Below are 24,326 nucleotides of genomic sequence, written 5' to 3'. Positions count from 1 at the left end.
TTTGTATATAGCAAAAACCGTACCATGCTGAAATGGGATAGGAACCAGACCGTTTTTTCACAGAGCAGGCAAGCCGAAAACAAGTGCTTCCGGGAGGCGTTTTGAAAAGGGAAAGGGAGATAGGTTGGCATGAATTTTGCTATATCATCCGAGTGAAAAAGGTTCCCCTCGGTAAGTTTCGTTGTACTAAAATTGATTTATTAAAGGAGGTATACAAATGAACGAAAATGCAAAATTGCCGTTTCCAATGCCCAATTACGATCTAACCGGAAAGGTGGCCATTGTAACAGGCGGCACAAAAGGGCTTGGATACGGCGTCGTAATGGCACTGGCGTACTATGGCGCGAAGGTAGTCATTACCAGCAGGCATCAGGATGACTGCGACAGGGTGGCGAAAGAAGTTACGGAGCTGGGCGGCGAAGCGATCGGGATCAAAACCGATGTTCAGGTGAAGGAAGAGATCGATTCGCTGGTGGCAAAGACAGTTGAAACCTATGGAAAACTGGATATTATGGTGAACAACGCGGGCGTGGCCATCACCAAGTCAATGCTGGAGATGAGCGAGGCGGAGTATAGTACCGTGATGGATTCCAATTTGAAAAGCGTGTTTTTCGGTTCTGCCGCCGCCGCAAAGGAAATGATCAAACAGGGCACCGGCGGAAGGATCATCAACATGGCCTCGATCGGCGGACTGATCGGCACCAAGAACATTTCTACATACGGAGCCTCCAAGGCCGCTGTTTTGAACCTGACAAAGGGCATGGCGATTGAATTCGGCAAATACGACATCACGGTGAATTCTGTTTGCCCCGGCTATGTGAAAACGGCGCTGAACGCAGAAGCGCTGGAGAATCCACAGTACCAGGAAAAAATGTTTAAAAAAATCCCGCTCAGAAGATGGGGAAAAGTCGAAGAGGTCGCGGCCATCGTGCTGTTCCTCGCGTCGGATTTTTCAGGGATCATGACAGGCTCCTATATCGTGGCAGATATGGGCACCACCAGCGGCTGATTGTTTTTTCTATTTTAAAATTTAGGGAGGATTTCGATTGTGAGCAGATGGGAAAAAATCGAACGCAAGCCCGCACCGCTTCTGATCCCCGCATTTGGGCCGCTGAGCGGGATTCGGGTTTTACTCAACGGAACCGTGGTGGCGGCGCCTTTTTCCGCCACGATGATGAGCGATTTCGGAGCGGAAGTGATCGCTCTGGAGCGGCCGAAGGTGGGCGGAGACCCGGCAAGACATCAAAAGCCGCAGATCACGTATGGGGACAAATCCATCAGCGGCTCGTGGATGCAGAACGCAAGAAACAAGCTCAGCGTCTCACTGGAAACGAATTTGAATGTTCCCGAATCCAAAGAGATCTTTTTGTCCCTGATCAAAAACTCGGATGTCTGGATCGAGAATATGGTCTGGCTGAATAAGCTGGGGATCAGCGATGAGATATTGCTTGAGGTGAACCCCAAGCTGGTCATCTGCCATATCAGCGGGTTCGGCACCTCCGGCTTTGGCGGCGAGGAAAAGCACATCAACCGGCCGGGCTATGATCCCCTGGGACAGGCCGAATCCGGGTGGAGCCTGCTGCAGGGCTGGCCGGATCGGGAGCCGTATTACGCCCAGCAGTATGTGGGGGATTATTTGAACGGACTGTTTGCGGTCAACGGCATTTTGATGGCATACATGAACGCTCAGAGAACCGGCAAGGGCCAAAGCGTTGAGGTCAGCCTCACGGAAGGCTGGATGAGGGTAATGGACGACAACTTTACCCTCTGGACGGAGAAGAAGCTCCTAAAGCAAAGACAGGGGATCAAGCAGACCACCTATCAGCCCGGCGGCATCTTTCCGACCAAGGACGGAAAATACATCAATCTGGGGTCTTATGGCAAGGCCGCGTATGAGAAGGTTCTGAAAGGCTTCGGTATAGACACCGAGAAATTCAGCTACGAAAAGGCGGGCGGGAATGCCGAAGCGGTAGCCAGTCCGCTGGGGCAGGAGCTGGACGCCACGTTCCAGAAATTTTTCCTGGAGCATACCGCCGACGAAGCGCTGGAAATCTGTATCGCCAATAAAATCGGCGCGGCCGTCGTGCGGGATGCCGGGGATGTGTACGAACAGACCCATTGGCGCGAGAGAGGGGATTGGATCAAATACACAGACCAGACGCTGGACAAGGAAATCGAAGCGTTTGGCTTTGTGCCGAAATTCTCTGAAACGCCGGGGCAGGTATGGCGCGGCGCGCCCGCTTTGGGGCAGGATACGGAACTGGTTCTCAGGCAGCTTCTGGATTACAGTGAAGAGGAAATAGCAGCGCTGAAGGGAAAAGGCGTTATCGACTGAAATTCATGGATTAGGAGGAAAGGTCATGGGAAAATTATCGGGCAAAAATGCAATCGTAACGGGCGCGGCAAGAGGGCTTGGCAGAGAATACGCATTGCGGCTTGCGTCCCTGGGTGCCAATGTAGGGGTTATCGATATCAATCTGAAATCCTTTGAGGAATACACGGCGGAAAAAGAACTGCTCACAGCAGATACCGTGATGGATGAAATCAAAGCGCTGGGGGTCAATTCGGTCGGGGCAGTGGCCGATATCGGAAACCGGGAGCAGGTTTTCGCGGCGGTCGAAACGATCGCCAGGGAGCTGGGGGATATCTCTATCCTGGTCAGCAATGCCGGCGGCGGAATGGGCCCGATGGATGGGAACAAAGCCTCTCAGCTCAATTGGGAGCAGTTTCACGCCGTTGTGGAGAGAAACTTTTTTGGGACCGTCTATACCTGCAACGCCGTTGCCCCCATCATGAAAAAGCTTGGGTACGGAAAAATAGTGAACGTGGCCTCTGTGGGCGGGCTGATGGCAAACAGTGACGGCAGCTATTCTCACTATGCTTCTTCCAAGGCTGCCATTATCCATTACACCAAATTGCTGGCACAGGAGCTTGGCCCGTACAATGTCACCTGTAATGTCGTCGCTCCCGGATTTATTTCAACCGCGCGCCTGGTGGCGGGATATCAGGCCGTAGGCGAAGAAAAATTCACCCGCAATATCGCTCTGGGCAGATTCGGCACCCCCGAGGAATGCGCCAATGCCGTCGAGTTCTTGGCGACGGATTTATCCTCCTACGTCAGCGGAGCGGTTTTGGAGGTAACGGGCGGCACCGTGGGCCGTATTCTGATGAATCAGTGACCGAAAAAGAATAGGATAGAATGGCCGTTCGCCGAAAGGAGTAAAACATGGAAAATCGCTGGAATATTTTGATGGTAGGCGCAGGTACGATGGGGCGCGGAATTGCCGAGGTATTTGCCTCCAAAGGGATTCCGATCACCCTTTACGATGCCTTTCCCGAGCAGCTGCCCAAGGCAAAAAAACTGATTGAAACCGACATGCAGTATTATCAGGAGGAGGGCCTTGTCACACCGGAAGAGATCGAGAATACCAGGAGTCTGGTGTTTTATGAGGAGGATTTGGAAAAAATCGTTCCCAAGGTCAACCTGGTGATCGAAGGCGTGTTTGAAAAGGCTGATATCAAGCGGGATATTTTCAATAAGCTCGATCAGCTCTGCCCGCCGGACTGTATTTTCTGCAGCAATACCTCTGCCTCCAATATTTTTGAAATCGCGCAGATCCAAAACCCGGAGCGCCTGCTGATCACGCACTTCTTTAATCCGCCCTATGTCATGCCCCTGGTCGAAGTGGTGCTGGGGCCGAAAACCTCTCTGGAGGTTGCGGAGCAGGTGCGGCAGCTGCTGATTTCAGCGGGCAAAGAGCCTGCGGTTATCAAGCATTACATCCCCGGCTTTATTGTGAATCGTCTCGACAACGTACTCTGCCGGGAAATCGGGTACATGATCAAACAGGGCTGGACCACCGCGGAGGATGTGGAGCGGGCCATCCGCTATACAAGCGGAACAAGGTATTCCTTTGAGGGGCCGTTGTCCCTGCACGATGTGGTGGGATGGGACCTGACGAATACCGTTTCCGGCGATGTCTACAAAACCCTTTGCAATGACACCGGAGAGGATCAATTCGGAAAAGAACTAGTCGACAAGGGCCACCTGGGCATCAAAACCGGAAAAGGCTGCTACGATTACAGCGGAATCGATATTCCGAAATTTATGAACAAAAGGTCCCATCGGATCATCAAAATGTTAAAGGCAATTCGAGCTTTGGACGATCCCGAATAAATCCGAACATAAATTTTTGGCATCGTGGGTTCGGCTTCTGCCGCATTCCATAAAAGGCGTCCCAAATGTTGTGATGGATTCAACATTTGGGGCGCCTTTGTGATTGCCGGGGGAAATCGGGTAGTCCGGATCACCCGCACGGTTCTGAACGCGAGCGATTGTTTCCTTTCTGCACTATGGACCAAAAAACTGAATAAATTTTTTGGATCAAAAAAATAAAAAGTAGACACAATATACTTGTTGGTGAAGATGGCCCGTGATACAATGTATATATAATATACATAAGGGGTAACTGTGATTATGGAGAAACATAAAGCAATTACGACCAAAACGATTCAAAATTGGGACAAGGAATTTCTGTTCGATATTTTAGAGAATATCTCGGACGCGGTGATGATAAACGACGCAGATACCACCATCGTTTATGTGAATCACGCGTATGAAGTGATCCTTGGGACACCTGCGGAAAAAGCCGTCGGCAAAAGGCTGAGGGATATTGAACCGGATGCGATCGCGATCAAGGTGATCGAGACAGGGAAGCCGTCTCACAACATTGTGGATTATCTGCGGACCGTGAACATCCACGCGGTCGGGATGAGCTTTCCTATTTATAAAAACGATGCGGTTTCCGGCGCCGTTTCTATTTTTAACGATGTGTCGGAGATCGACAAGCTGACAAAGGAATTGCAGAGAACGCGGGAAATCAACAAGTATTTTCAGCAGGAGCTGGAAAAGAAGCATCTACCCCAGTCGTTTTCAGAATACATTTATTCCAACAATAACATTAAAGACATGCTGTTCCTTGCCTCTAAGGTGGCGAAAACAGACGCTACCGTTTTGATCCGGGGAGAAAGCGGTGTGGGAAAAGAAGTGCTGGCCCGGGCCGTTTATAAAGAAAGCAAGCGGAATAAAATGCCCTTTATCAAAGTGAACTGTGCCTCTATCCCCGAAAATCTTCTGGAAAGCGAATTGTTCGGCTATGAGGACGGCGCGTTTACAGGGGCGAAGCGGGGCGGGAAAATCGGCAAATTTGAGCTTGCTCAGGGCGGAACGATCTTTCTGGATGAAATCGGGGACATGGCGTTCAGCATGCAGGCCAAAATCCTGCGGGTGCTTCAGGAGAGGGAGATCGAACGGGTGGGCGGCACGAAAACCATCGCTTTGGATGTAAGGGTCATCGCGGCGACGAACAAGAATCTGGAAGAGATGATCGAGCAGGGAACCTTTCGAAGCGACCTGTATTACCGGCTGAATGTGGTTCCTCTCAACATCTCCCCTTTGAGGGAGCGGAAGGATGATATCATTTTGCTTTCCAGAAGCCTGCTGGAAAGGCTGAATAAAAACAGCGAGGAAAAAGTGTCCCTGTCCTCAGACGTGATCAAGGTGCTGCAAAAATATAACTGGCCCGGCAACATCAGAGAACTGCAGAATGTGCTGGAGCACGCGAATATCATCAGGACGGGCAATCAGGTGGAAGTAAAGGACCTGCCGAAGTACATCGTTCCAAAAGAACACAAGCTGGATGTGAAGCATTTGGAAACATTCAACCTGAAGTCCAATATTGAAATGATGGAAAAAGAGCTGATCCGGGAATCCCTGCTGAGAAATCATAACAATAAAAGCAGGGCGATCAACGAGCTTGGCATATCGAGAAGGACATTCTATGAGAAGCTGAGCAAATATGGATTTGAATAATGAGCGGAAGAGGTAATTCCCCGAAAAGAACCGGCAAGCAGTGCTTGCCGGTTCTTTTCGTCTTCGAACGCCCGGATGCCGTTATTACAAACAATTGGTCTCTTCGTCGTCGGCTTTTTTGAAAGTATAGAATCTATACAATCTTTTTCAGGCTGCGGCGAAATGTTATTTATACTTTATACACCGTCCGGCACCGCGTTCTCAAGAAAGGATTCGCGGTGCCGGATTTGCCTTTTTAAGGTCATTTCTCTGTTCACGATATGGAACAGGCGCGGCATTTGTCCGGTTCATGGAGGAAAAACGACAAAGGTCTGGGAATCATTGTCTTTTCCGGGCCGATTGGCACGCCAATTGCTTATCTATCCATTGAACGATGGGGAACAAAGCCTTTATTACAGAATCGAAAGGAGTAAATAAAATGCCAGTAGGAACATTTGAGCAATACCACGAAAGGCTGTTGAAAATGCGGCCTAACATTTATGTAGGGGGGAAAGTGATCGACCGTTCCAGTCCGTTGATCGATTCGGGCCTGTATGTGATGCGGCAGACCTTTGATTGTGCCCATGACGAGAGGTACAGGGAGTTCTGCACCGCCACCTCTCATCTGACAGGGGAAACGATCAACCGGTTTACCCATATTCACCAGACCGAGGATGACCTGTTAAAGAAGCAGAAGATGACAAAGCTTTTGTCGCACAGAGTGGGCGGATGTATTCAGCGGTGCATGGGAATCGATGCCCTGAACGCATTGTCCGTTGTTACTTACGAGATGGATCAGGCTTTGGGAACCACATACAACGAGAACTTTTTAAAGTATCTGGCATGGTGTCAGGAGCACGATATCGTCGCCAACTGCGCCCAGACGGATGTGAAGGGCGACAGAATGAAACGACCCTCCGAACAGGCGGACCCGGATATGTACCTGCGCATTGTGGAAACGAGACCGGACGGAATCATTGTCAGAGGGGCCAAATCCTGTAACTCTTCGGCTCCCTATGTGGATGAGATCATCGTGACGCCCACCCGCTTCATGGGGCCCTCCGATAAGGACTACGCGGTGTCCTTTGCGATCCCCGCGGACTGGGAGGGGGTCAAACTGGCGGCTCTTCCGGGCGTAAGGCACAAGAGAAACTATATCGATGCGCCGATCGCGCATGTTGGCGATATGGAATCCCTGACCATCTTTGACGATGTTTTTGTTCCGACCGACCGAATCTTCATGAACGGCCATGCAGACCCCAGGCAGACGCCCTACGCCGGATTTTTGGCGCTGATGTTCGCCCACTTCCACCGGCATTCCTATACGGGCTGCAAGCCCGCCACTTCGGAGGTATTGGCAAGCATGTCCGCGCTGGTCGCCGAGTACAACGGGATCGAAAAGCAGTCCCATGTCAAGGGAAAGCTGGCGCACATTATCGGGATCGCAGAGGTGGTTTTTGCCTGCGGAATCGCAAGCGCCATCAAGGGCCAGAAATCGCCCTCCGGAACCTATATCCCCGATGAAATTCTGACGAATGCCGGCAGAAAGCTTGCCGGTGAAGAAATTTACAACGAGAATAAAATCCTTGCGGATCTGGCCGGCGGCCTGATCGCGACGATCCCGATGGAAGCGGAGTACTATTCCGATGAGGTCGGCGAGCTCCTGAACAAATATATTATGAGAAATCCCAATATCTCTGCGGAAAATGTCCACAGATGCTTCCGGATGATCGAGGATCAGATGCTCTCTGAATTCGGCGGCGGCATGATCGTCGCGGGTCTGCACGGCGGCGGGTCCCCCGTGATGGAAGAAGTGGCGATGATGTCCAGATATCCGCTGGAGGAACTGAAAGGCATCGCGAAGTACCTTGCGGGCATCGAGCCGGAAATTCCTGTGTTTGACAGGCAGTATGTGACACCCAGAAAAATGCTGGAGAAATTTGCGAAGTATACCAAGTAAGCCAAATGAAATGAGATTGTTTTGAGCGATATATAAAGTCTTTATATATCGCTCAAGCACTATGGAGGCAACGTATGGAAATGAAAACGATAGGAGTCGTTGGCGCCGGCACCATGGGGACCGGGATTGCCCAGACAGCGGCTGTCATGGGTTATCACGTCATCCTGAGAGATATTGAAATGGAGTTCGTCAACGCTTCTGTAAATAGAATGGATCAATATTTTACGAAATCGGTCGCAAAGGGCCGGATGACCGATGAGCAGAAGGAAGAGGCGTTGGGGCGGCTTACAAAGACCGACCGGCTGCAGGATCTGGAAGAGGCCGATCTGGTGATTGAAGCGGTACTGGAGAATATGGAACTGAAAAAAAGCGTCTTCCTGGAGCTGAATCAAATCTGCAAAAAGGAAACGATCTTTGCGTCGAATACCTCCTCTATGTCGATCACGGAAATCGGGAAAGAATCGGGGCGTCCAGACCGGTTCTGCGGAATCCACTTTTTCAATCCGGTTCCCGTAATGAAGCTGGTAGAGGTGATCCGCGGACTCAATACGTCCGATGAAACGATGGAAACCGCGCTGTATTTCGCGCTCTCCCTGGGGAAGACCCCGGTGGAAGTCAAAAAGGATTCCCCGGGCTTTATCGTCAACCGGCTTTTGCTGCCTTATCTGAATGAAGCGGCCAAAATGCTGTCGGAGGGGGTGGCAACCGTCGAGGATATCGATACCGCGGTCCGGCTGGGGCTGAATTATCCGATGGGCCCCTTCCAGATGATCGACTTTGGCGGGATGCAGCTGACGGTGGATGTTCTGAATTATTTCAAAGAGGAATTCAACGACAATTCTTATGCTCCGCAGCCCCTTTTAAGGCAAATGGTCCGTGCGGGAAAGCTGGGGCCGAAAGCGGGAGAAGGCTTTTACAAATACGAATAGGGGCGAACTGTCATGCAAAAAAAATTTGAGAATGTGATTTTGAACCTCGATGAGGGGATCGCCACCATCATGCTGAATCGCCCTCAGGCAATGAACGCCTTGTGTGATGCCCTGAATACCGATCTGCTGGAAGCAATCCGTTCTGTCTATGCGGACGGCATGGTAAGAGCATTGATCATCACCGGCAGCGGCAAAGCGTTTGCGGCCGGCGCCGACATCAAAGAAATGATGAACGCAAATCAGTTCGATGCGGAACGAACGGCGAGAAAGGCCCATTCGATCAACGATATTTTGGAGGCTCTCCCCATCCCGGTGATTGCCGCGGTGAACGGGCCCGCACTGGGGGGCGGCTGTGAAATCGCGCTGTCCTGTGATTTTCGGGTCGCGGGCGAAAGCTCGGCGTTTGGCCTGCCCGAGGTGGGCCTTGGGATCATCCCCGGGGCCGGCGGGACGCAGCGCCTTACCAAAATCGTCGGCCCTGTCAAGGCAAAAGAAATCATAATGGCCGGCAAAGTCGTGAAGGGGAAAGAAGCGTATGAAATCGGCCTGGTGACAAAATGTGTTCCCGATGAAAAGGTTCTGGAGGAGGCTTTCGCGCTGGCGGAAAAAATCAGTCAGAAACCGGCGGCCGCCCTTCAGTATGCCAAGTCGGCGATCAACTACGCGGTGGACAACAATGTCCATACGGGCAGCCAATACGAGAAATCCTTATTCTCTCTCTGTTTTGAAACGGAGGATCAGAAGGAAGGAATGAAAGCGTTTATCGAAAAAAGAAAACCCGATTTTACCAATAGAAGATGAGGGGAATCAGGATGAAACAGATCATTCAGTCCAGCGAAATCAAGAATTATGTCAAAGACGGAGATACGCTGTTTATTACCGGTATCACCCTTGGGGGATATGCGGATGAGGCGGTCAAGGAAATCGAAAAAAGCTTTTTGGAAACGGGGCACCCGAGAGATTTAACGGCATATTGGACTTCGTCGATCGGGGACAGAGATACCACCGGAATGGCACACCTGGCCCACGAGGGACTTTTGAAAAGGGGAGTCGGGGGCCATTTAAAGGGCTGCGGGCGCAATATGGTGAACCTGACGGCCTCGAATAAAGCGGAAATCTTCAATTTTCCCCAAAGCGTTACCGCGACGATGGCGAGGTATATCTCTGCCAAAAAACCCGGCGTCATCACCAAAATCGGCTTGGGCACGATGATGGACCCCCGCATGGAGGGCGGCGCGATGAACGACAGGGCGAAAAATGCCGAGCCGCAGGTGGAGCTGATCGACATTCACGGCGAGGAATGGCTGCTTTACAAGCTCCCGAAAGTGAATGTCACCTTGATCCGGGGCAGCGTTGCGGATGAAAAGGGCAACATCTCTATCTATCGGGAGGGCTACAAGCTCAACCAGCTTTCCGCCGCTTCGGCGGCAAAAGCCTGCGGCGGCATCGTGATCGTTCAGGTGGAAAGAATCGTGAAGGCCGGGAGCATCGCGCCAAAAGATGTGGCGGTTCCGGGCGTCATGGTGGATTACATATTTTGCGCCAAACCGGAAAACCACTGGCAGACAGGAAAATCGTACTATAACCCGTCGTTCAGCGGGGAATTCAGGGTACCGCTGGAAAGTGTGGAAAAAGAAATGCTGAGCGCGCGCAAGGTCATTGCCAGAAGAGCCGCGATGCTGATGCGCAGGGGGGATGTCTGCAATTTGGGGGTGGGAATCCCGGAGGCCGTGTCTTCCGTTGCCGCGGAAGAAGGTGTGCTGGACGAAATCACCCTTACCACGGAAGCCGGGAATATGGGCGGCATGCCGGCAAACAAGCACGACTTCGGCTGCTGCTGGAATCCGGAAGCGACCATAGAAATGGCGGATAATTTTGATTATTACGACGGCGGCTGTCTCGATTACGGCTGTCTTGGAATTCTGCAGATAGATGCCGACGGGAACGTCAACGCCAGTAAATTAAATGGCGGGGGAATCGGCGTGGGCGGATTTATGGATGTTGCGGCCGGCTCCAAAACGATCGTCTTTACCACCATCTTTGTCGGCGGTGTGGAGGTCGAGATCAAAGACGGGAAACTGAAAATCCTGAAAGAAGGGAATATCCGAAAATTCCTGTATAACATTGAACAGGTTTCCTTCAATGGGGAGCTGGCCCTAAAAGATGATAAACAGGTGTATTACGTCACAGAAAGGGCTGTGTTCCGGCTGATGCAGGAAGGACTTGAGCTGATCGAAATCGCTCCGGGGATCGATCTGCAGCGCGATATTCTGGACCAAATGGATTTTGAACCGATCATGAGAGATGTTCAGATGATGCCGTCAGAGCTGTTCAACGAGCAATGGGGCGGGCTTGCCGAAAGTATGGAAGGCAGCCATCAGAAAAAGGAAGGGTGAGAAAAACAGATGCATCAGGACAAATGGAAGGAGAACTATCCTGTTCTTGCCCAAAGCGAGGGGGCCTTTTTGCTCGATTTGGGGGATGGGATCGCCGCTCTCGGCTTTGCAGGGCAGGACGACCGGATCTGTTCCGAAACAGCGGGATGGGCGGCAGAAATTTTAAAGGAAGTAGAAGCAGAATGCAGCGGCGTCGTGGTGTTTGGTGCTGGTGAGAATCTTTGCTGTGGGAATACCGCGGAATCGGCTGAAAATTTAGCCGATATTTCAAAGGCCTTTCAAAGCCTGACGACAACGATCCGGCATTATAGCAAGCCGGTCGTCACATTGCTGACGGGCCAATCCGTCGGCTTTGGCTATGAGGTCGCGCTGAACAGCCATGCCGTTATTGCAAGCCCTGCCGTCACCAGGTTCGGGTATGATTTCTCTCAGGGCCTGCCGCCCATGGGCGGCGGCCTGACGGCGCAGATTTTAGATGTCTATTCCATCGGGGACAACGTCCCCGGGCACGATATCATACCGTTTTTAAAAGCTTTGCTGAATACGGTATATGTCCCTAAAAAATACGAGAATCTATTCGAAGCGAAGGCAAAGGGACTCCTTCCCCAAAACGCCGCGATCCTTGCGGAGGGGGAAGATATTCTGGAAAAAGGGAAGCAGAAGGCGCTTCATCTGTATCAGGAAGGATTCTGCAAAACAGAAGAAAAGCTTGTGGCCGTTTCCGGAACCACTGGCCGGGCCGCTATGGAAATCACCATCGTGAACGGCTATGAAGGACTGTTTGTGTCTCAGCAGATGTACCCGATCGCTCTGAAGATTGCGGGGATCATAGGGGGCGGGAATGTTCCCAAAAAGACTTTCGTTGCGGAAAAGCAGTTCCTGGAGCTGGAAACGAGGGCCTTTGTTGAAATGGCGGAGCAGAAGAGAAACGGGGGAAGCATATGAGAGAAGCAGTCATTGTCAGTTATGCGCGCTCCGCGGTCGGAAAAGCGCCGAAAGGGAGCCTGAAAAACACAAGGCCCGAAGATTTGGCGGCTCAGACCCTGCGCGGACTGATGGCCAGAACGCCGCAGGTTTCTTACGGGGATGTGGAAGACATTATTATGGGGAACGCGTTCTCTGAGGCGGAGCAGGGCCTGAATATTGGCAGAACGGCCTCCGGCCTTGCGGGTTTTCCAAACGAGGTTCCCGCGCAGACGGTCAACCGGTTTTGCTCCTCAGGGGTTCAGACCATCGCGACGGCCAGCAACGCCATACTGGCCGGCAACATCGATATCGCCATCGCGGGCGGAGTCGAGAGCATGAGTACCATTCCCGGCGGCGGAAATATGCATTTTCCCGAACCGAATTTGTTATGGTCCAACCCGGGACATTATCTTTCCATGGGGATCACGGCTGAAAAGGTGGCGGAAAAATTTCAGATCAGCCGCGAAAAGCAAGACAAACTTGCTTTGAGAAGCCACCATCTGGCGGAAGCCGCACAGAAAAACGGGTATTTCGCCGAGCAGATCGTAGGGATTCAGGCGACCAGGGCGCTGGAGGACGGTACGGGTCAGGAGACCTTTTTGTTCGATCAGGACGAAGGAATCCGATACGGGCAAACCATCGAAGCTTTGCAGGGCTTGAAGCCTGTCTTTAAAAAGAACGGTACGGTAACGGCGGGCAATTCCTCCCAGACCAGTGACGCGGCGGCGTTTTTGCTGCTGATGACAAAAGAAAAGGCAAAAGAGTTTGGGCTCAGGCCGATCGCGAAGGTCAGGGGATTCACGGCTGTGGGCGTGGCGCCGGAAATTATGGGGATTGGGCCGATGTTTGCGATTCCCAAGGTATTGAGGCAGACGAATCTGACCATCAAGGATATGGATTTGATCGAACTGAACGAGGCGTTTGCCTCACAGGCAATTGCGTGTATGGAAGGGCTGAATTTGCCGGAGGAAATCGTCAATGTCAACGGCGGAGCCATTGCGTTAGGTCATCCGTTGGGCGGGAGCGGGGCATTTTTGACCTGCAAAATGCTCAGTGAACTCAGGAGGAGAAAACAGACGCTGGGATTGGTCAGCATGTGTATCGGCGGGGGCATGGGGGCGGCCATTGTATACGAAATGCTGGAATCATAGAATGGGCCTTTTCAAAGCCGAAAGCAGAAAAGAAAAACAGTGATACTATTACGAAAGGAGGGGTATTATGGCTGAAATGGGACGCGAGCCGTCAGAAGAAATGGAAGAACAGGTGCGCAGCGTGATCGAAAATACGATCAATCCGGAGCTGTTAAAGCACAATGGGTGGATTGAACTGGTACAGGTCACGGGGGATACTGTCTGCGTCAGGTATCGGGGGGCGTGCAGCGGGTGTCTGTCTATTTATGAGACGCTGGATGCGATCGTGAAACCGAAGCTTATGGAGAAGGTGAAGGGAATACGGGATGTGATGGTTTCAGATGAAGTCAGCGAGGAACTCATTGAATTTTCCCGCAGTCTATTTACTCATCAGAAATGATCTGCAGAAAGACCGGTTCCGTTTTAGGACCTTTATGCTCAGAGCGCCGCGGGCGGCGCATCAGAAGACGATGTGCCTCATTTCAGATGGTCTTTCAGACATGCGGGAAGAATCGCCGGAATCCATTGCAGCAGCCGAACTCAAATGTGTTCTGCGTCCAGCAGACGGCAAGCAATCACCGCTCTTTCCGGATCTGTGGCTTTGGTTCCCATTCGGTACGAAACCGACAGCGCATTCATTGCTTTCAGGTAAAACATTCAGTCAACAAATCGTAATGAGGAGGAGAGTCATTCATGGATGTTAAGGAAAAAAGGGCCAATCGAATCGCAATTGTATCCGGCTCGGTCATGCTGATGTCGTCGCTGATCATTTCTTCGATTTTGGCAGATATTGCAGAGGTTTACCCCAATGCAAGCGTTGACTCCGTTCAGATGGTGTTAACGATTCCAAGCCTTATGGGGATGCTGTTTGCTTTTATTGCGGGGCCTCTGTCCATCAAGTTTGCTCAGAAAAATCTGCTGCTGGGGGGAATGTTCCTGGGTCTTATCGGCGGCCTGATCGCGTTCTTTTTCGGTGCAAAAAGCCTGACTATTTTATACATATCCAGCCTGCTGATCGGAATCAATCAGGGGATGAACGGAGCATTGACAAAATCGCTGGTCTCGGAATTTTTCGACGGGCAGGAGAGAAACGACATGATGGGGTATCAGGCTTCCTCCTCCACCGGGGGCAGCATGGTCATCACATTTTTTGCCGCAATCCTCGCCGGAATCGCCTGGAATTATTCTTATCTGATTCTGCTGCTGTTTATCCCCGCGCTGATTCTCGTAAACAAAAATCTGACCTATGTCGCTCCCACACCGCTGCAAAAGGATGACAGGACGGGCACGAAAGACAGACTCAATGGTGCGGTGTACTTTACCGCCGCAATCATCTTTTTTACGTATTTGTTCCTTTATACCTATCAGCTGAATATCGCCATGTTCATCAAGTCCACCGGGCTGGGCAATGCCACTGTCAGCGGATATGTCAACACCGTTTTCCCGATCACGGGGATGCTGACGGGCTTTGTCTTTGGAAAATTCAGAAAAGTTCTGGGGTATAAAACCATACAGCTGGGGCTGCTGGTGCTGGCGGCGGGCTTTATGGCGCTGAATATTTTCGGAACACTTCCCGCGGCATTTTTCGCCAGCTTATGTACAGGCGTCGCGCAGGCGTTCCTGATCTCGAGCTGCATGCTTGCCACCTCGGAGTATGCTCCCGCCTCCCTGAGAGCGACGGGCATTTCCCTCGCGATGGGGATGCTCAATTTGGGAATGTTCTGTTCTCCGTTGGTCATCAACAGAATTTTCAACGCGTTCGGCGCAAGCGAGGTTGCGTTCAAATTTATGATTTCGGCAGTCGGACTGATTTTATTGGCGGTTGCTTATACGGTGCTGAGTCCTGTATTCTATAAAAAGAAGAAGGAAAACGCAGAAAATGCACCCGCGTAAATTTACCGCTTGGTTTTCGATTTTCGAATTGTTTTTACAGGAAACCGATTGGCACGATAGTTCCGTTTATCGCTTGCTTGCGGAAATACAGTCGAATACAAAGGGGTGCATGCGGGCCTGCGGCTGACCGGCCTTCCCGGCAAATGAATCAAAATAACGGTTCTCCCCAAAATCAGGATTAGGAGGCTTTTCTTATGAATCGGTATTCCATACAAATTTTAGAGTATGCAAACACAGACAGCGCTCCTGTTTCCGGTCAAATCGCAAGCGCCCACAATGGCGGCTTTATGAATTTAACCATGTCTTATCAGTTGATTGAGGGCAACGGCCATAAGATATTGGTTGATTGCGGCGTGAATTACGAAGAGCCCGCTTCAAAGGGCATTTGCGAAGCCTACGCGTTTCAGAATACGAAAATGCCGAAAGAGGTGTTAGCGCGGGTCGGCCTGACGCCGGAAGACATTGATACGGTTATCGTAACCCATTGCCATTTCGACCATATGGGCGGGCTGAAGCTTTTCCCCAACGCGCATTTTTATATTCAGAAGGATGAATTGCTGAACTCGCTGGCAGCGTTATCTCTGCCAAAAAAATTCAATCGAGCGAAAAATGCGTTTCTGCCCTGCGACATCAAGACCGCCTGCGAATATGTCTGCGACGGCAGAATGACCTTACTCGACGGTGATCAGCAAATATTTGACGGCATACGGGTGGTCGCTCTTCCCATGGGCCATTCCTACTGCGGCCAAATCATATTGGTAGAGGTGGAAGAGGACGGCAGGAAAGTCGAGAAGATTTTAAGCGGCGATGTTGCCTACGTTCAGGAAAACGTACTCGGCCTGAATAACGACGGCGTTTATGTCCCGTTTACGGCGGTAGGCTCCCCCGTCACGGTCGTCGAGCAGATCGACAAAGCGTATGCCTTGGCCGGATACGACATCAAGAACCTGATTTTTAACCACGAGGTAAGAAACTATAAGACATATGAATCCACAACGTATGAAGATGGACTCCATGTTGCCACTGTCGTTCGTTAAATCATCCGGAGTATATAGGAAATGAGGTTTTGATATGGGAAAGGCATTGTGGCTGTTCAGCCTTTGGGTTTCGTTTACCTGTGCCGTTTTCTTTTTCCTTTATGGTTTCACAGGCCTTCAAATCGGTTGGATGAGTTTTGTCATATTAGCTGTCTTTTTTGGAATGGGAGCGAAAACGAAAGATGTACCGGCGATTTTTTGCAGCATTCTGGCAGGCCTGATTTGGGGACAGCTGAATTTCGCTTTCCTGAATTGGGAGACCGCGATCGGTATTCCTGCCCAAGCCGCCATGTTCATCGCAATTACTCTGCTGACGACCGTTACAATGGGTCTGCACCTCACGGTGCTCGGCAAGACTCTGTTTAACAGGCTGCCGTTCATTTTTGCCGGCGTCGCGTTGACCTTCTCTCAAGGGGGGGAGAATGAGCTCGGGCTGGCGTTTACTCTCGTAGCCGGTTTATTGCTGGCCTTTGTTTGCGGCTTGGGAGAAACCTTTATATTCGCACACTTTGCAAAACAGCAGCCCACGGAAGCTCCCAAAACACAGGAAGAGGCCGAAAAGCCCCTGGAGTATGTGGAGTGACAGCATGTAAAATTCCCTGCCGTTCCGTCGGGTGGAGAACAAGCGAAGAGATCGATTCATTACAATGTCCGGAATGCGATCCCATGGGATTGCACCTCAAAATTTGCGAGAACCCCTGAGTGATACAAAAGATCAAAGGCGTCGGAAGTTTGATTCCGGTGCCTTTGATCTTTTCTAATTTTTAAAAATTTTAACATCGCTGCTGCCAGGCCGATTCCCTTGCCCGGAATGCTCGCGTTTACGCCGCGGCATCGCAGCACCGCAGAACAGGGCAATCTTCCAAGGTCCGTCGGCAGTCAAATGTTTTTTTCTTCGGGGGGAAGTCCCTGCGGCCGCATGGCCTGTTCGGTGTCCATATGGCGGAGCCGAATATCCCTGCGGTTGTAAATCAGATGCAGTACCATGGCGTCCCGTGCAGCAATACTGTTGTGCTCTTTGATGGCATTGAAGATTTCACGGTGTGTTTCAATCGTTTCCTGAGCGAGCTGACGGCGCGTCAGATCCATAAAAATTTGAATGGAAGAATTTATAATGGGGATCAAATTAGCTACAACAGTGTTACGGCTGCATTCCGCTATTTTATTATGAAATTCAATATCTTTTTCGGTGTGATCCTGGTTGCTGTAAATTAAATCTTCAATGCTGGCGCAAAGATGTTCCAGCTCGGCGATATCCTCCGGCGTGGAATAACGAGCCGCCATGGCGGCGATATCGGGCTCGATCATCATTCGAACCTGCACCAGATCCATGGCCAGCTTATATTTGTCCTGCATGAACGCAAACCCCAGCGGATCCGATTCCATTCCGTATTTTCGCACAATAAAGGTGCCGGCGCCCCTGCGGATCGTAAGGATTCCTTTGGCAATCAAAAAGCGCACGGCTTCCCGCACGGTTCCTCTGCCTGTTTGCAAAAGAGCCACCAATTTGTTTTCACTGGGGATTCTTTCGCCTACCTCCAGATTATGGTCGGCAATATACTGCAAAATTTCTTCAGCCGCTTTCTCCACAAGCGGCTTTTGATTGTATTCTTCTGTGTTCAAAGCCGATGACTCCCATCTTTCCATTTACAGCAGCTCCCGTTCGAGCGGCTGCGCAGGTGTAATAAAAACAAATCAAAAACAAGCTTGTGACGGTTTTATTCTATTATAAATTCCATTAGATTGCAAGGCAAAACACAAGGGCGCCTGCTCATCCTGAAAGGAAAAGACAAATATCCTCTTTATTAAGATACACATCATATGTCAATTGGACAAAACTTACATTAAATTATATTTGAAACAAAAAATTTATTATAATATTGACTTCGATACGGAGATATACTATAATAAAAATCAAAAATACATCATACGTGTAAGGTCTCCAAGATCAAAGGCCTTTTCATGATTGTACATATGGAGGATAATGCATGATTAGTCAGGAGATTCGTAAAATCGCACCGGAAATGGATCCTCTGCGGCTGGGAATGGGATGGATGCCGGAGGACCTGGAAAAACCGCAGATTATCATTGAGAGCACCTTTGGCGACAGCCACCCGGGCAGCGTTCATCTGCTGCAGCTGTGCGACGATGCCGTCGGCGGAGCAACAGCGGCCGGAGGAAAAGCAAGCCGCTTTTTTGCCACGGATATTTGCGACGGTATGTCACAGGGCCACGACGGAATCAATTATTCTCTGGCCTCCCGCGACAGTATCTGCAATTTGATCGAGATCCACGCCAATGCCACCCCGTTTGACGCAGGCGTTTTTATCACAAGCTGTGATAAAGGTGTTCCTGCGCACCTGATGGCGATTGGAAGAATCAATATTCCCTCTGTTATGGTGACCGGGGGCGTCATGAAAGCGGGGCCAGACCTGCTGACTCTGGAGCAAATCGGCATGTACAGCGCCATGCAGCAGCGCGGTGAAATCACAGATGAACAGCTTACCTATTATAAAAATCATGCCTGTCCTTCCTGCGGAGCCTGTTCTTTTATGGGAACGGCTTCCACCATGCAGATCATGTCGGAATCCCTGGGACTGATGCTGCCCGGCAGTGCTCTGCTTCCCGCAATCTGTGAGGATTTGAAGGACATCGCCCGCGCGGCGGGGCGGCAGGCGGTTCAATTGGCACGTATGGGGCTCAAGCCCAGGCAAATCGTTACAATGGATTCTTTTGAAAATGCCGTTATGGTTCACGCGGCTATTTCCGGCTCTACCAATGCCCTGCTGCATCTGCCGGCGGTCGCCCACGAATTTGGAATCGAGATGGATGCCGATACCTTTGACCGCCTGCACCGCGACGCTCATTATCTGCTGGATGTCCGTCCGGCAGGGCGCTGGCCCGCCGAGTATTTTTACTATGCCGGGGGCGTGCCCAGGATTATGGAAGAAATCAAATCCATGCTCCATCTGGATGTTTTGACAGTGACGGGAAAAACGCTGGGTGAAAATTTAGAAAACCTGAAGAGCAGCGGATTTTATGAGCGCTGCGAAGGATATTTAGTGAAAACGGGTCTGAAACGCACCGATGTTATCCGTAATTTTAAAGATCCGATCGGCAGGAATGGAACGGTCGCTGTCCTGCGCGGCAATCTGGCTCCGGACGGTGCGGTGGTAAAGCACAGTGCTGTACCCAGGGAAATGTATCGGGCTGTTTTGCGCGCAAGACCTTATGACTGCGAAGAGGACGCCATTTCGGCAATTCTAAATCACCAGATACAGCCCGGGGACGCCGTCTTTATCCGATACGAAGGCCCCAAAGGCAGCGGAATGCCGGAAATGTTTTATACCACAGAAGCGATTGCGTCTGATCCGCAGCTGGGAAAAAGCATCGCTTTGATTACCGACGGCCGGTTTTCCGGAGCATCCAAGGGTCCGGCAATTGGACATGTATCGCCCGAAGCCGCTTCGGGCGGCCCCATTGCGTTGGTAGAACAGGACGATCTCATCCAGATCGATATTGAGAACCGCGTGCTCGCAATCGTTGGGATCAAAGGGGAGAGGAAGTCCCCCGGTGAAATCGACGCCATCCTGAGGGAGCGCCGGACGCTCTGGATTCCTCCGGAACCCCAATATCATTCCGGCGTGTTAAAGCTGTTTTCGCAGCACGCCGCAGCTCCAATGAAGGGAGGATATATGGAATAGCATTGGTTCCTGTGAGATAATCAGACCCCAAAAGATTTATTCAGGCTACCGCATCCGCGGCGGTTTGATTAGATGAATACATACTAAAATTATATTTTGGGAGGATTTACAATGAAAAGGTTAGCAGCAGCAGCCCTTGCAGTCCTGATGCTTGGAACCTCATTGGCGGGGTGCGGGAATCCTCAGCCAGCGGCTTCCGGCGGCGATTCCAGCGCAGCGGACAGCGTGATCGAACTGACCTTCTGGCAGGAAGCGGGACGGGCCGCCTGGGCCGAGGAAGTCCTGAAGATTATGGAGGAGAAATACCCGAACATCAAAATCAACATGATTACCAACAGCACCACAGACCAGAAAAAGAATTTGAAGATCGCGGCGTCGTCCGGCACATTGCCCGATATCTGGTACAACTGGGGCGGAAGCCTCGCTTCCTATTATCCTGAAAATGACCTGTGCTACGATTTGACCAGCTATGCCAAAGAAAATAACTGGTCTGAAAAGTTTTCCGAACAGTGCCTGAAGCTGGCGACCTTCGACGGCAAGCTGGCCGGCTATCCTACCAGCATCACCACAATGGGCGTTATTTTCCGCAAAGACCTGCTGGATCAGGTCGGTGTCAAGGTGCCCACTACTTTTGAGGAATTTGAGAACGCCTGCGCCAAAATCAAGGAAGCGGGCCTTACCCCGCTGGCTTTGGGCGGAAAAGGCGGCTGGCATACGATGCGCCTGGTGGAAATTTTAATTGAAATGTATGCCGGTTCCGATAAACACGATTCCCTGAATTCCTTTGAAACGCCCTGGACAGATGAGGCGGTAGTAAAAGCGTTCGCGAAATATAAGGAATTCGTAGACAAGGGTTATTTCCCCGACGGCTTCGTTTCGCTGGAGCCCAACGACGCCCGTATGCTGATGTACAACGGCAGCGCGGTCATGACGCTGGACGGTCCCTCTCTGCTGACCGCGATGCTGCAGGATGGACAGGATATTTCGATGTATGATTACTTTAAGCTTCCCACCGTCGGCGGCGGAGAGCGGATGTCCTCTTTCATCGACATGATGCAGTTCCGCAGCGATTTGAGCGACGAAAAGCTGGATGCCGCAATCAAATTTGTAGAAACCTACATTTCTGATGAAACCATTCAAAAGCTGGGGAATCTGGTCAAACAGCCCCGTGCGTACAAGGACATGACCGTAATCGGCGAGGCTCCGTCCTATGTTCCGAATATGATGTCCGATATGAGCAAATTCGGCAGCTTCACCATTTCCGATCAGGCATTGCCGCAGGAGGTTGTAAACTCCCTGTTCTCCGTTCAGGATTCCGTCGCGCTGGGAAGCATGACGCCCCAGCAGGCCGCGCAGGCTATGCAGAGCGCCGTGGATTCTTATAAGGCAGCCGGCTGATAAAATCCGGCTGATCGTCTCGACCGATTCTCCGGCGCTGTTCCGAAAGGACGCCGGAGGATCGGATCAATGCCGAAGGCTGCGGGAATTACGGCGGATATCCGGCGCGGATTTTGACCGCACATTTCAGGAAAAGAGAGTGGACGAATGAAGACAAAAAGGCTTGAAGCACCAGGCGGTATATTCCGGTATTTGTTTTTGTTGCCTGCCGCCGTCATCTATTTGAGCGTGATCGTATTTCCCGCCTTCTACTCGTTTTATCTGAGCTTTTTTAAATGGAACGGGATTAACCCCAACAAAATATTTGTTGGATTCCAAAACTACATACAGCTTTTTACGCAGGATCAGGTGTTTCTTACTGCGCTGCGCAACAACATCATATGGATTGTGCTCACGGTCTGTGTGACCGTAACCATTTCTCTGCTGCTGGCCCTGCTGGTGAATCAGCAGTTTAAAGGGAGAACGGCGGTAAGGGGCATTTTATATTTTCCTTATATTTTGTCGGGAGTCATGGTGGCCATCATTTGGTCCTGGGTATATCAGCCGCAGCTGGGCCTTCTGAAAGGTCTGATGGATGCCGTTGGCATTGCGAACATATCCACCGCCTGGCTTTCGAACCCGTCTACCGCGTTGCTGGCCGTGTTTTTTGCGGCTCTCTGGCAAGGGGTGGGCGGCCCTATGACATTGTTTTTAGCGGGTCTGCAGACCATTCCCGCCGATTTGAAGGAGGCCGCGTTCATTGACGGTGCAAGTAAAATCCAGACCTTTTTCAAAGTTACGCTGCCCATGCTCAGAGAAACCCTTGTCATCGTGCTTGCTACGCAGATCATCGCTTCGATGAAGGTGTATGACGTCATCTATGCAATGACTGGGGGCGGGCCGGCAAACAGTACGCAGACTCTTTCTACATGGATGGTGTCCCAAACCTTCACCTTCTCTAACTTTGGTATGGGCACGGCCATCTCCACCATTATGGTTGCGGTCATGATGATTATCATCGTACCCTATGTGTCGCTGATGTCTAAGGAGTAAGGAGGAGAAAAATGCAGTCTAATAAAATAATTCAAAAAACAACTTTCTATTTTTTTCTCCTCATTCTGTTGTGTATCTGGGTATTCCCGCTGCTGTTTCTTCTTTTTTCCTCGCTGAAAACCCGGCAGGATTTTTTCGGGAATCCCGCACTTTCTCTTCCGACTTCCTGGTTCTGGGAAAATTTTAAAGAGGCATGGGCGAGAGGAAACATGCACACCTATCTGAAAAACGGCGTGATTATCTGCGGACTGAAGGTACCTCTGGGAATTTTGATCGAGGCCCTTGCCGCGTTTGCGATTACCCGCTTGAACATACGCCACAGCAACAAAGTATTTATGATCTTTTTGATCGGGATGATGCTGCCGATGCAGGCGGCTCTCGTTCCCATCAATCTGGCGATGAGCCGGCTGAATCTGACCAACACCTATTTCGGATTGTTCTATGTCTATCTGGGGTTTGGCATCCCGTTCGGAATTTTGATATTGCGGGGATTTTTCCGCAGCATACCAAAAGAAATCGATGAAGCAGCCCGCATTGACGGATGCACCAACTGGAAGCTATTCTGGAACGTGATCCTGCCGATCTCGAAACCGGCCATAGCCACACTGGTCATCCTGGACTTTCTGTCCACCTGGAACGAGTTTTTACTGGCGAGCCTTTTGATCACCGAGGACAAGATGCGCACGGTGCCGGCGGGGCTGATGAACTTTTTCGGGGACCACGGCGCGGATTACCCGCTGCTTTCTGCCGGCGTTTTGATTTCTGTTATCCCTATTTTTATTGTATATCTCGTTTTCCAGAAATATTTTGTAGAAGGAATGTCGGGCGCTGTTAAGGGCTGACAGGCGGAAAGGAAGTCTTTTCATGAGGTACACAGATTATCGATTCAGAATCCCCCCAGGGAAGGAAATCCGGGTCATTACAGACACGGATGCCAAAAACGAGGCAGATGACCAGTTTGCGATCGTACACGCGCTGCTCAGCCCCCGGTTCGACAACCGCGGGATCATCGCGGCGCACTTTGGCACGGAAAAGTCCGCTACCAGCATGCAGGACAGCTATGATGAAGTAGTGACCATACTGAACTACATGGATTTTGACAAAAGCATTTTGCGCCACGGGGCGCCCCATGCGCTGACCTACGCTTCTGTGCCGGTAGAATCCGAAGGCGCTCGGCTGATTATAGAAGAAGCCATGAAGGACGATGACCGCCCGCTGTACGTTACCTTTTTAGGACCCTTGACGGATATGGCCTCCGCCCTGCTGATGGAGCCAAGAATCGCCGATCGCCTGACCTGCATATGGATCGGGGGCGGTACATATCCCTCCGGCGGCAGCGAATACAATTTGAGCAATGATATTATCGCCGCCAACGTTGTTTTTGAATCTCAGGTACCCGTTTGGCAGGTGCCGCGCAATGTTTATCAGGAGGTCATTGTGTCCCTAGCGGAGCTGGAGCTTCGGGTATATCCCTGCGGCGAGCTGGGCAGATATTTATTTGAACAGCTTGAAGAAAACGGCCATACCTCGGAGGCTCTGCGAACCACCAGAACCGGTGAATATTGGTGCCTGGGCGATTCCCCTGCCGTCGGTTTGCTGCTGTTCCCGCATCCTCACACCTTTGACTGGGTGCCCGCACCGCACATCACGGACGAAATGTTTTATGTACAAAATGGAACCAATCGCCCCATTCGGGTATACCGGCATCTCGAGGCCCGGTTCATTTTAGAGGATTTTTACGCCAAGCTGCAGCTATTCACACAGAAGCAGCGAAAACAGTAGTCTCCAAAACTTTGTTTTTCAATATTCCTCCCATAGCTTTTGAACCATATTTTGAAATAGGCCGGGGCAGTACCGCTTTTCAATAGCGGAGCCCCGGTCTGCTTCATTTGATGAGTTAAAAGCGGCGGCTTTTCTTGATTCATAACGGTTTCATCAAAACAAACTGTAAAGCAAATCAAATCTTGCTCTTTAGGCATTAAAGAACCAACATGGAACAGGCGTGCAGAAGCGCTTGTTTCCGGTTGACT

General features: G+C 51.0%; 21 protein-coding genes. 20 read left to right on the top strand and 1 reads right to left on the bottom strand.

Annotation, left to right across the window (positions count from 1 at the left end; all coding sequences use genetic code 11):
- Positions 1 to 217: 217 nt before the first annotated feature.
- The 15 genes from TY09_RS00745 to TY09_RS00675 all read left to right on the top strand — a co-directional run bounded on the left by TY09_RS00745 (position 218) and on the right by TY09_RS00675 (position 16,745).
- Positions 218 to 1,009 carry an SDR family NAD(P)-dependent oxidoreductase gene (locus TY09_RS00745; RefSeq protein ID WP_042430080.1) on the top strand — a complete coding sequence of 264 codons (792 nt, stop codon included), beginning with the start codon at positions 218 to 220 and terminating at the stop codon, positions 1,007 to 1,009.
- Positions 1,010 to 1,048: 39 nt separating this feature from the next.
- The gene (locus TY09_RS00740; RefSeq protein WP_042430073.1) at positions 1,049 to 2,335 is read left to right on the top strand and encodes a CoA transferase; all 1,287 of its coding nucleotides are present in this window, start codon (positions 1,049 to 1,051) and stop codon (positions 2,333 to 2,335) included.
- A gap of 25 nt (positions 2,336 to 2,360) precedes the next feature.
- Entirely contained in the window at positions 2,361 to 3,179 is an 819-nt protein-coding gene (locus TY09_RS00735) for an SDR family NAD(P)-dependent oxidoreductase (RefSeq protein ID WP_009066318.1), read from the top strand.
- Between the two features lie 47 nt (positions 3,180 to 3,226).
- Positions 3,227 to 4,177, top strand: a complete 951-nt coding sequence (locus TY09_RS00730; protein WP_042430069.1) for a 3-hydroxyacyl-CoA dehydrogenase family protein — start codon at positions 3,227 to 3,229, stop codon at positions 4,175 to 4,177.
- Positions 4,178 to 4,477: 300 nt separating this feature from the next.
- Positions 4,478 to 5,872 carry a sigma-54 interaction domain-containing protein gene (locus TY09_RS00725; protein WP_042430066.1) on the top strand — a complete coding sequence of 465 codons (1,395 nt, stop codon included), beginning with the start codon at positions 4,478 to 4,480 and terminating at the stop codon, positions 5,870 to 5,872.
- 418 nt (positions 5,873 to 6,290) lie between these two features.
- On the top strand, positions 6,291 to 7,811 hold the full coding sequence (locus TY09_RS00720) for a 4-hydroxyphenylacetate 3-hydroxylase family protein (RefSeq protein WP_042430062.1): 1,521 nt from the start codon (positions 6,291 to 6,293) through the stop codon (positions 7,809 to 7,811).
- A 74-nt stretch (positions 7,812 to 7,885) separates the two neighbouring features.
- Positions 7,886 to 8,740, top strand: coding sequence for a 3-hydroxyacyl-CoA dehydrogenase family protein (locus TY09_RS00715; RefSeq protein WP_042430058.1), 855 nt, complete (start codon positions 7,886 to 7,888; stop codon positions 8,738 to 8,740).
- 12 nt (positions 8,741 to 8,752) lie between these two features.
- On the top strand, positions 8,753 to 9,541 hold the full coding sequence (locus TY09_RS00710) for an enoyl-CoA hydratase/isomerase family protein (RefSeq protein WP_042430054.1): 789 nt from the start codon (positions 8,753 to 8,755) through the stop codon (positions 9,539 to 9,541).
- An 11-nt stretch (positions 9,542 to 9,552) separates the two neighbouring features.
- On the top strand, positions 9,553 to 11,136 hold the full coding sequence (locus TY09_RS00705; protein ID WP_042430052.1) for an acyl CoA:acetate/3-ketoacid CoA transferase: 1,584 nt from the start codon (positions 9,553 to 9,555) through the stop codon (positions 11,134 to 11,136).
- 9 nt (positions 11,137 to 11,145) lie between these two features.
- The gene (locus tag TY09_RS00700) at positions 11,146 to 12,081 is read left to right on the top strand and encodes a Clp protease/crotonase-like domain-containing protein (RefSeq protein ID WP_042430050.1); all 936 of its coding nucleotides are present in this window, start codon (positions 11,146 to 11,148) and stop codon (positions 12,079 to 12,081) included.
- Positions 12,078 to 13,253 carry a thiolase family protein gene (locus tag TY09_RS00695; protein ID WP_042430048.1) on the top strand — a complete coding sequence of 392 codons (1,176 nt, stop codon included), beginning with the start codon at positions 12,078 to 12,080 and terminating at the stop codon, positions 13,251 to 13,253. Before TY09_RS00700 ends, TY09_RS00695 begins: the two co-directional genes overlap by 4 nt.
- A 67-nt stretch (positions 13,254 to 13,320) precedes the next feature.
- Positions 13,321 to 13,632 carry a NifU family protein gene (locus TY09_RS00690; protein ID WP_042430046.1) on the top strand — a complete coding sequence of 104 codons (312 nt, stop codon included), beginning with the start codon at positions 13,321 to 13,323 and terminating at the stop codon, positions 13,630 to 13,632.
- Between the two features lie 293 nt (positions 13,633 to 13,925).
- Positions 13,926 to 15,125 (top strand): MFS transporter, encoded by a 1,200-nt coding sequence (locus tag TY09_RS00685; protein WP_042430045.1) that lies wholly within the window; start codon positions 13,926 to 13,928, stop codon positions 15,123 to 15,125.
- 194 nt (positions 15,126 to 15,319) lie between these two features.
- Complete coding sequence (locus tag TY09_RS00680; RefSeq protein ID WP_042430042.1) at positions 15,320 to 16,162, top strand: N-acyl homoserine lactonase family protein; 843 nt, start codon at positions 15,320 to 15,322, stop codon at positions 16,160 to 16,162.
- A gap of 34 nt (positions 16,163 to 16,196) precedes the next feature.
- Entirely contained in the window at positions 16,197 to 16,745 is a 549-nt protein-coding gene (locus TY09_RS00675; RefSeq protein WP_009066389.1) for a DUF1097 domain-containing protein, read from the top strand.
- Positions 16,746 to 17,041: 296 nt separating this feature from the next.
- Here the strand turns inward: TY09_RS00675 and TY09_RS00670 are convergent, their stop codons facing one another.
- Positions 17,042 to 17,809, bottom strand: coding sequence for a FadR/GntR family transcriptional regulator (locus tag TY09_RS00670; protein ID WP_042430040.1), 768 nt, complete (start codon positions 17,807 to 17,809; stop codon positions 17,042 to 17,044).
- Between the two features lie 341 nt (positions 17,810 to 18,150).
- Here TY09_RS00670 and ilvD point away from each other — a divergent pair, with 341 nt between their 5' ends.
- The 5 genes from ilvD to TY09_RS00645 all read left to right on the top strand — a co-directional run bounded on the left by ilvD (position 18,151) and on the right by TY09_RS00645 (position 24,078).
- Positions 18,151 to 19,866, top strand: coding sequence for a dihydroxy-acid dehydratase (ilvD, locus tag TY09_RS00665; RefSeq protein ID WP_042430037.1), 1,716 nt, complete (start codon positions 18,151 to 18,153; stop codon positions 19,864 to 19,866).
- Between the two features lie 111 nt (positions 19,867 to 19,977).
- On the top strand, positions 19,978 to 21,264 hold the full coding sequence (locus TY09_RS00660) for an ABC transporter substrate-binding protein (protein ID WP_042430034.1): 1,287 nt from the start codon (positions 19,978 to 19,980) through the stop codon (positions 21,262 to 21,264).
- Positions 21,265 to 21,411: 147 nt separating this feature from the next.
- The gene (locus TY09_RS00655) at positions 21,412 to 22,296 is read left to right on the top strand and encodes a carbohydrate ABC transporter permease (RefSeq protein ID WP_042430030.1); all 885 of its coding nucleotides are present in this window, start codon (positions 21,412 to 21,414) and stop codon (positions 22,294 to 22,296) included.
- A gap of 209 nt (positions 22,297 to 22,505) precedes the next feature.
- A complete protein-coding gene (locus TY09_RS00650) occupies positions 22,506 to 23,138 on the top strand; it encodes a carbohydrate ABC transporter permease (RefSeq protein ID WP_242841410.1) in 633 nt (210 codons plus the stop codon).
- A gap of 22 nt (positions 23,139 to 23,160) precedes the next feature.
- A complete protein-coding gene (locus TY09_RS00645) occupies positions 23,161 to 24,078 on the top strand; it encodes a nucleoside hydrolase (RefSeq protein WP_042430024.1) in 918 nt (305 codons plus the stop codon).
- Positions 24,079 to 24,326: the final 248 nt, after the last annotated feature.

This window comes from Faecalispora jeddahensis (genome assembly GCF_000577335.1).
GTDB lineage: Bacteria > Bacillota > Clostridia > Oscillospirales > Acutalibacteraceae > Faecalispora > Faecalispora jeddahensis.
Note: the sequence above shows the minus strand (reverse complement) of the source record. Positions and strands in the feature narration are given on the sequence as shown.

What these genes read in the sequence shown, in the direction of transcription:
- ilvD (WP_042430037.1), top strand. Translation starts at nt 18,151, where the DNA reads ATGATTAGTCAGGAGATTCGTAAAATCGCACCGGAAATGGATCCTCTG.
- TY09_RS00650 (WP_242841410.1), top strand. Translation starts at nt 22,506, where the DNA reads ATGCACACCTATCTGAAAAACGGCGTGATTATCTGCGGACTGAAGGTA.
- TY09_RS00675 (WP_009066389.1), top strand. Translation starts at nt 16,197, where the DNA reads ATGGGAAAGGCATTGTGGCTGTTCAGCCTTTGGGTTTCGTTTACCTGT.
- TY09_RS00710 (WP_042430054.1), top strand. Translation starts at nt 8,753, where the DNA reads ATGCAAAAAAAATTTGAGAATGTGATTTTGAACCTCGATGAGGGGATC.
- TY09_RS00645 (WP_042430024.1), top strand. Translation starts at nt 23,161, where the DNA reads ATGAGGTACACAGATTATCGATTCAGAATCCCCCCAGGGAAGGAAATC.
- TY09_RS00695 (WP_042430048.1), top strand. Translation starts at nt 12,078, where the DNA reads ATGAGAGAAGCAGTCATTGTCAGTTATGCGCGCTCCGCGGTCGGAAAA.
- TY09_RS00705 (WP_042430052.1), top strand. Translation starts at nt 9,553, where the DNA reads ATGAAACAGATCATTCAGTCCAGCGAAATCAAGAATTATGTCAAAGAC.
- TY09_RS00745 (WP_042430080.1), top strand. Translation starts at nt 218, where the DNA reads ATGAACGAAAATGCAAAATTGCCGTTTCCAATGCCCAATTACGATCTA.
- TY09_RS00690 (WP_042430046.1), top strand. Translation starts at nt 13,321, where the DNA reads ATGGCTGAAATGGGACGCGAGCCGTCAGAAGAAATGGAAGAACAGGTG.
- TY09_RS00720 (WP_042430062.1), top strand. Translation starts at nt 6,291, where the DNA reads ATGCCAGTAGGAACATTTGAGCAATACCACGAAAGGCTGTTGAAAATG.
- TY09_RS00655 (WP_042430030.1), top strand. Translation starts at nt 21,412, where the DNA reads ATGAAGACAAAAAGGCTTGAAGCACCAGGCGGTATATTCCGGTATTTG.
- TY09_RS00700 (WP_042430050.1), top strand. Translation starts at nt 11,146, where the DNA reads ATGCATCAGGACAAATGGAAGGAGAACTATCCTGTTCTTGCCCAAAGC.
- TY09_RS00715 (WP_042430058.1), top strand. Translation starts at nt 7,886, where the DNA reads ATGGAAATGAAAACGATAGGAGTCGTTGGCGCCGGCACCATGGGGACC.
- TY09_RS00685 (WP_042430045.1), top strand. Translation starts at nt 13,926, where the DNA reads ATGGATGTTAAGGAAAAAAGGGCCAATCGAATCGCAATTGTATCCGGC.
- TY09_RS00725 (WP_042430066.1), top strand. Translation starts at nt 4,478, where the DNA reads ATGGAGAAACATAAAGCAATTACGACCAAAACGATTCAAAATTGGGAC.
- TY09_RS00670 (WP_042430040.1), bottom strand. Translation starts at nt 17,809, where the DNA reads ATGGAAAGATGGGAGTCATCGGCTTTGAACACAGAAGAATACAATCAA.
- TY09_RS00730 (WP_042430069.1), top strand. Translation starts at nt 3,227, where the DNA reads ATGGAAAATCGCTGGAATATTTTGATGGTAGGCGCAGGTACGATGGGG.
- TY09_RS00735 (WP_009066318.1), top strand. Translation starts at nt 2,361, where the DNA reads ATGGGAAAATTATCGGGCAAAAATGCAATCGTAACGGGCGCGGCAAGA.
- TY09_RS00680 (WP_042430042.1), top strand. Translation starts at nt 15,320, where the DNA reads ATGAATCGGTATTCCATACAAATTTTAGAGTATGCAAACACAGACAGC.
- TY09_RS00660 (WP_042430034.1), top strand. Translation starts at nt 19,978, where the DNA reads ATGAAAAGGTTAGCAGCAGCAGCCCTTGCAGTCCTGATGCTTGGAACC.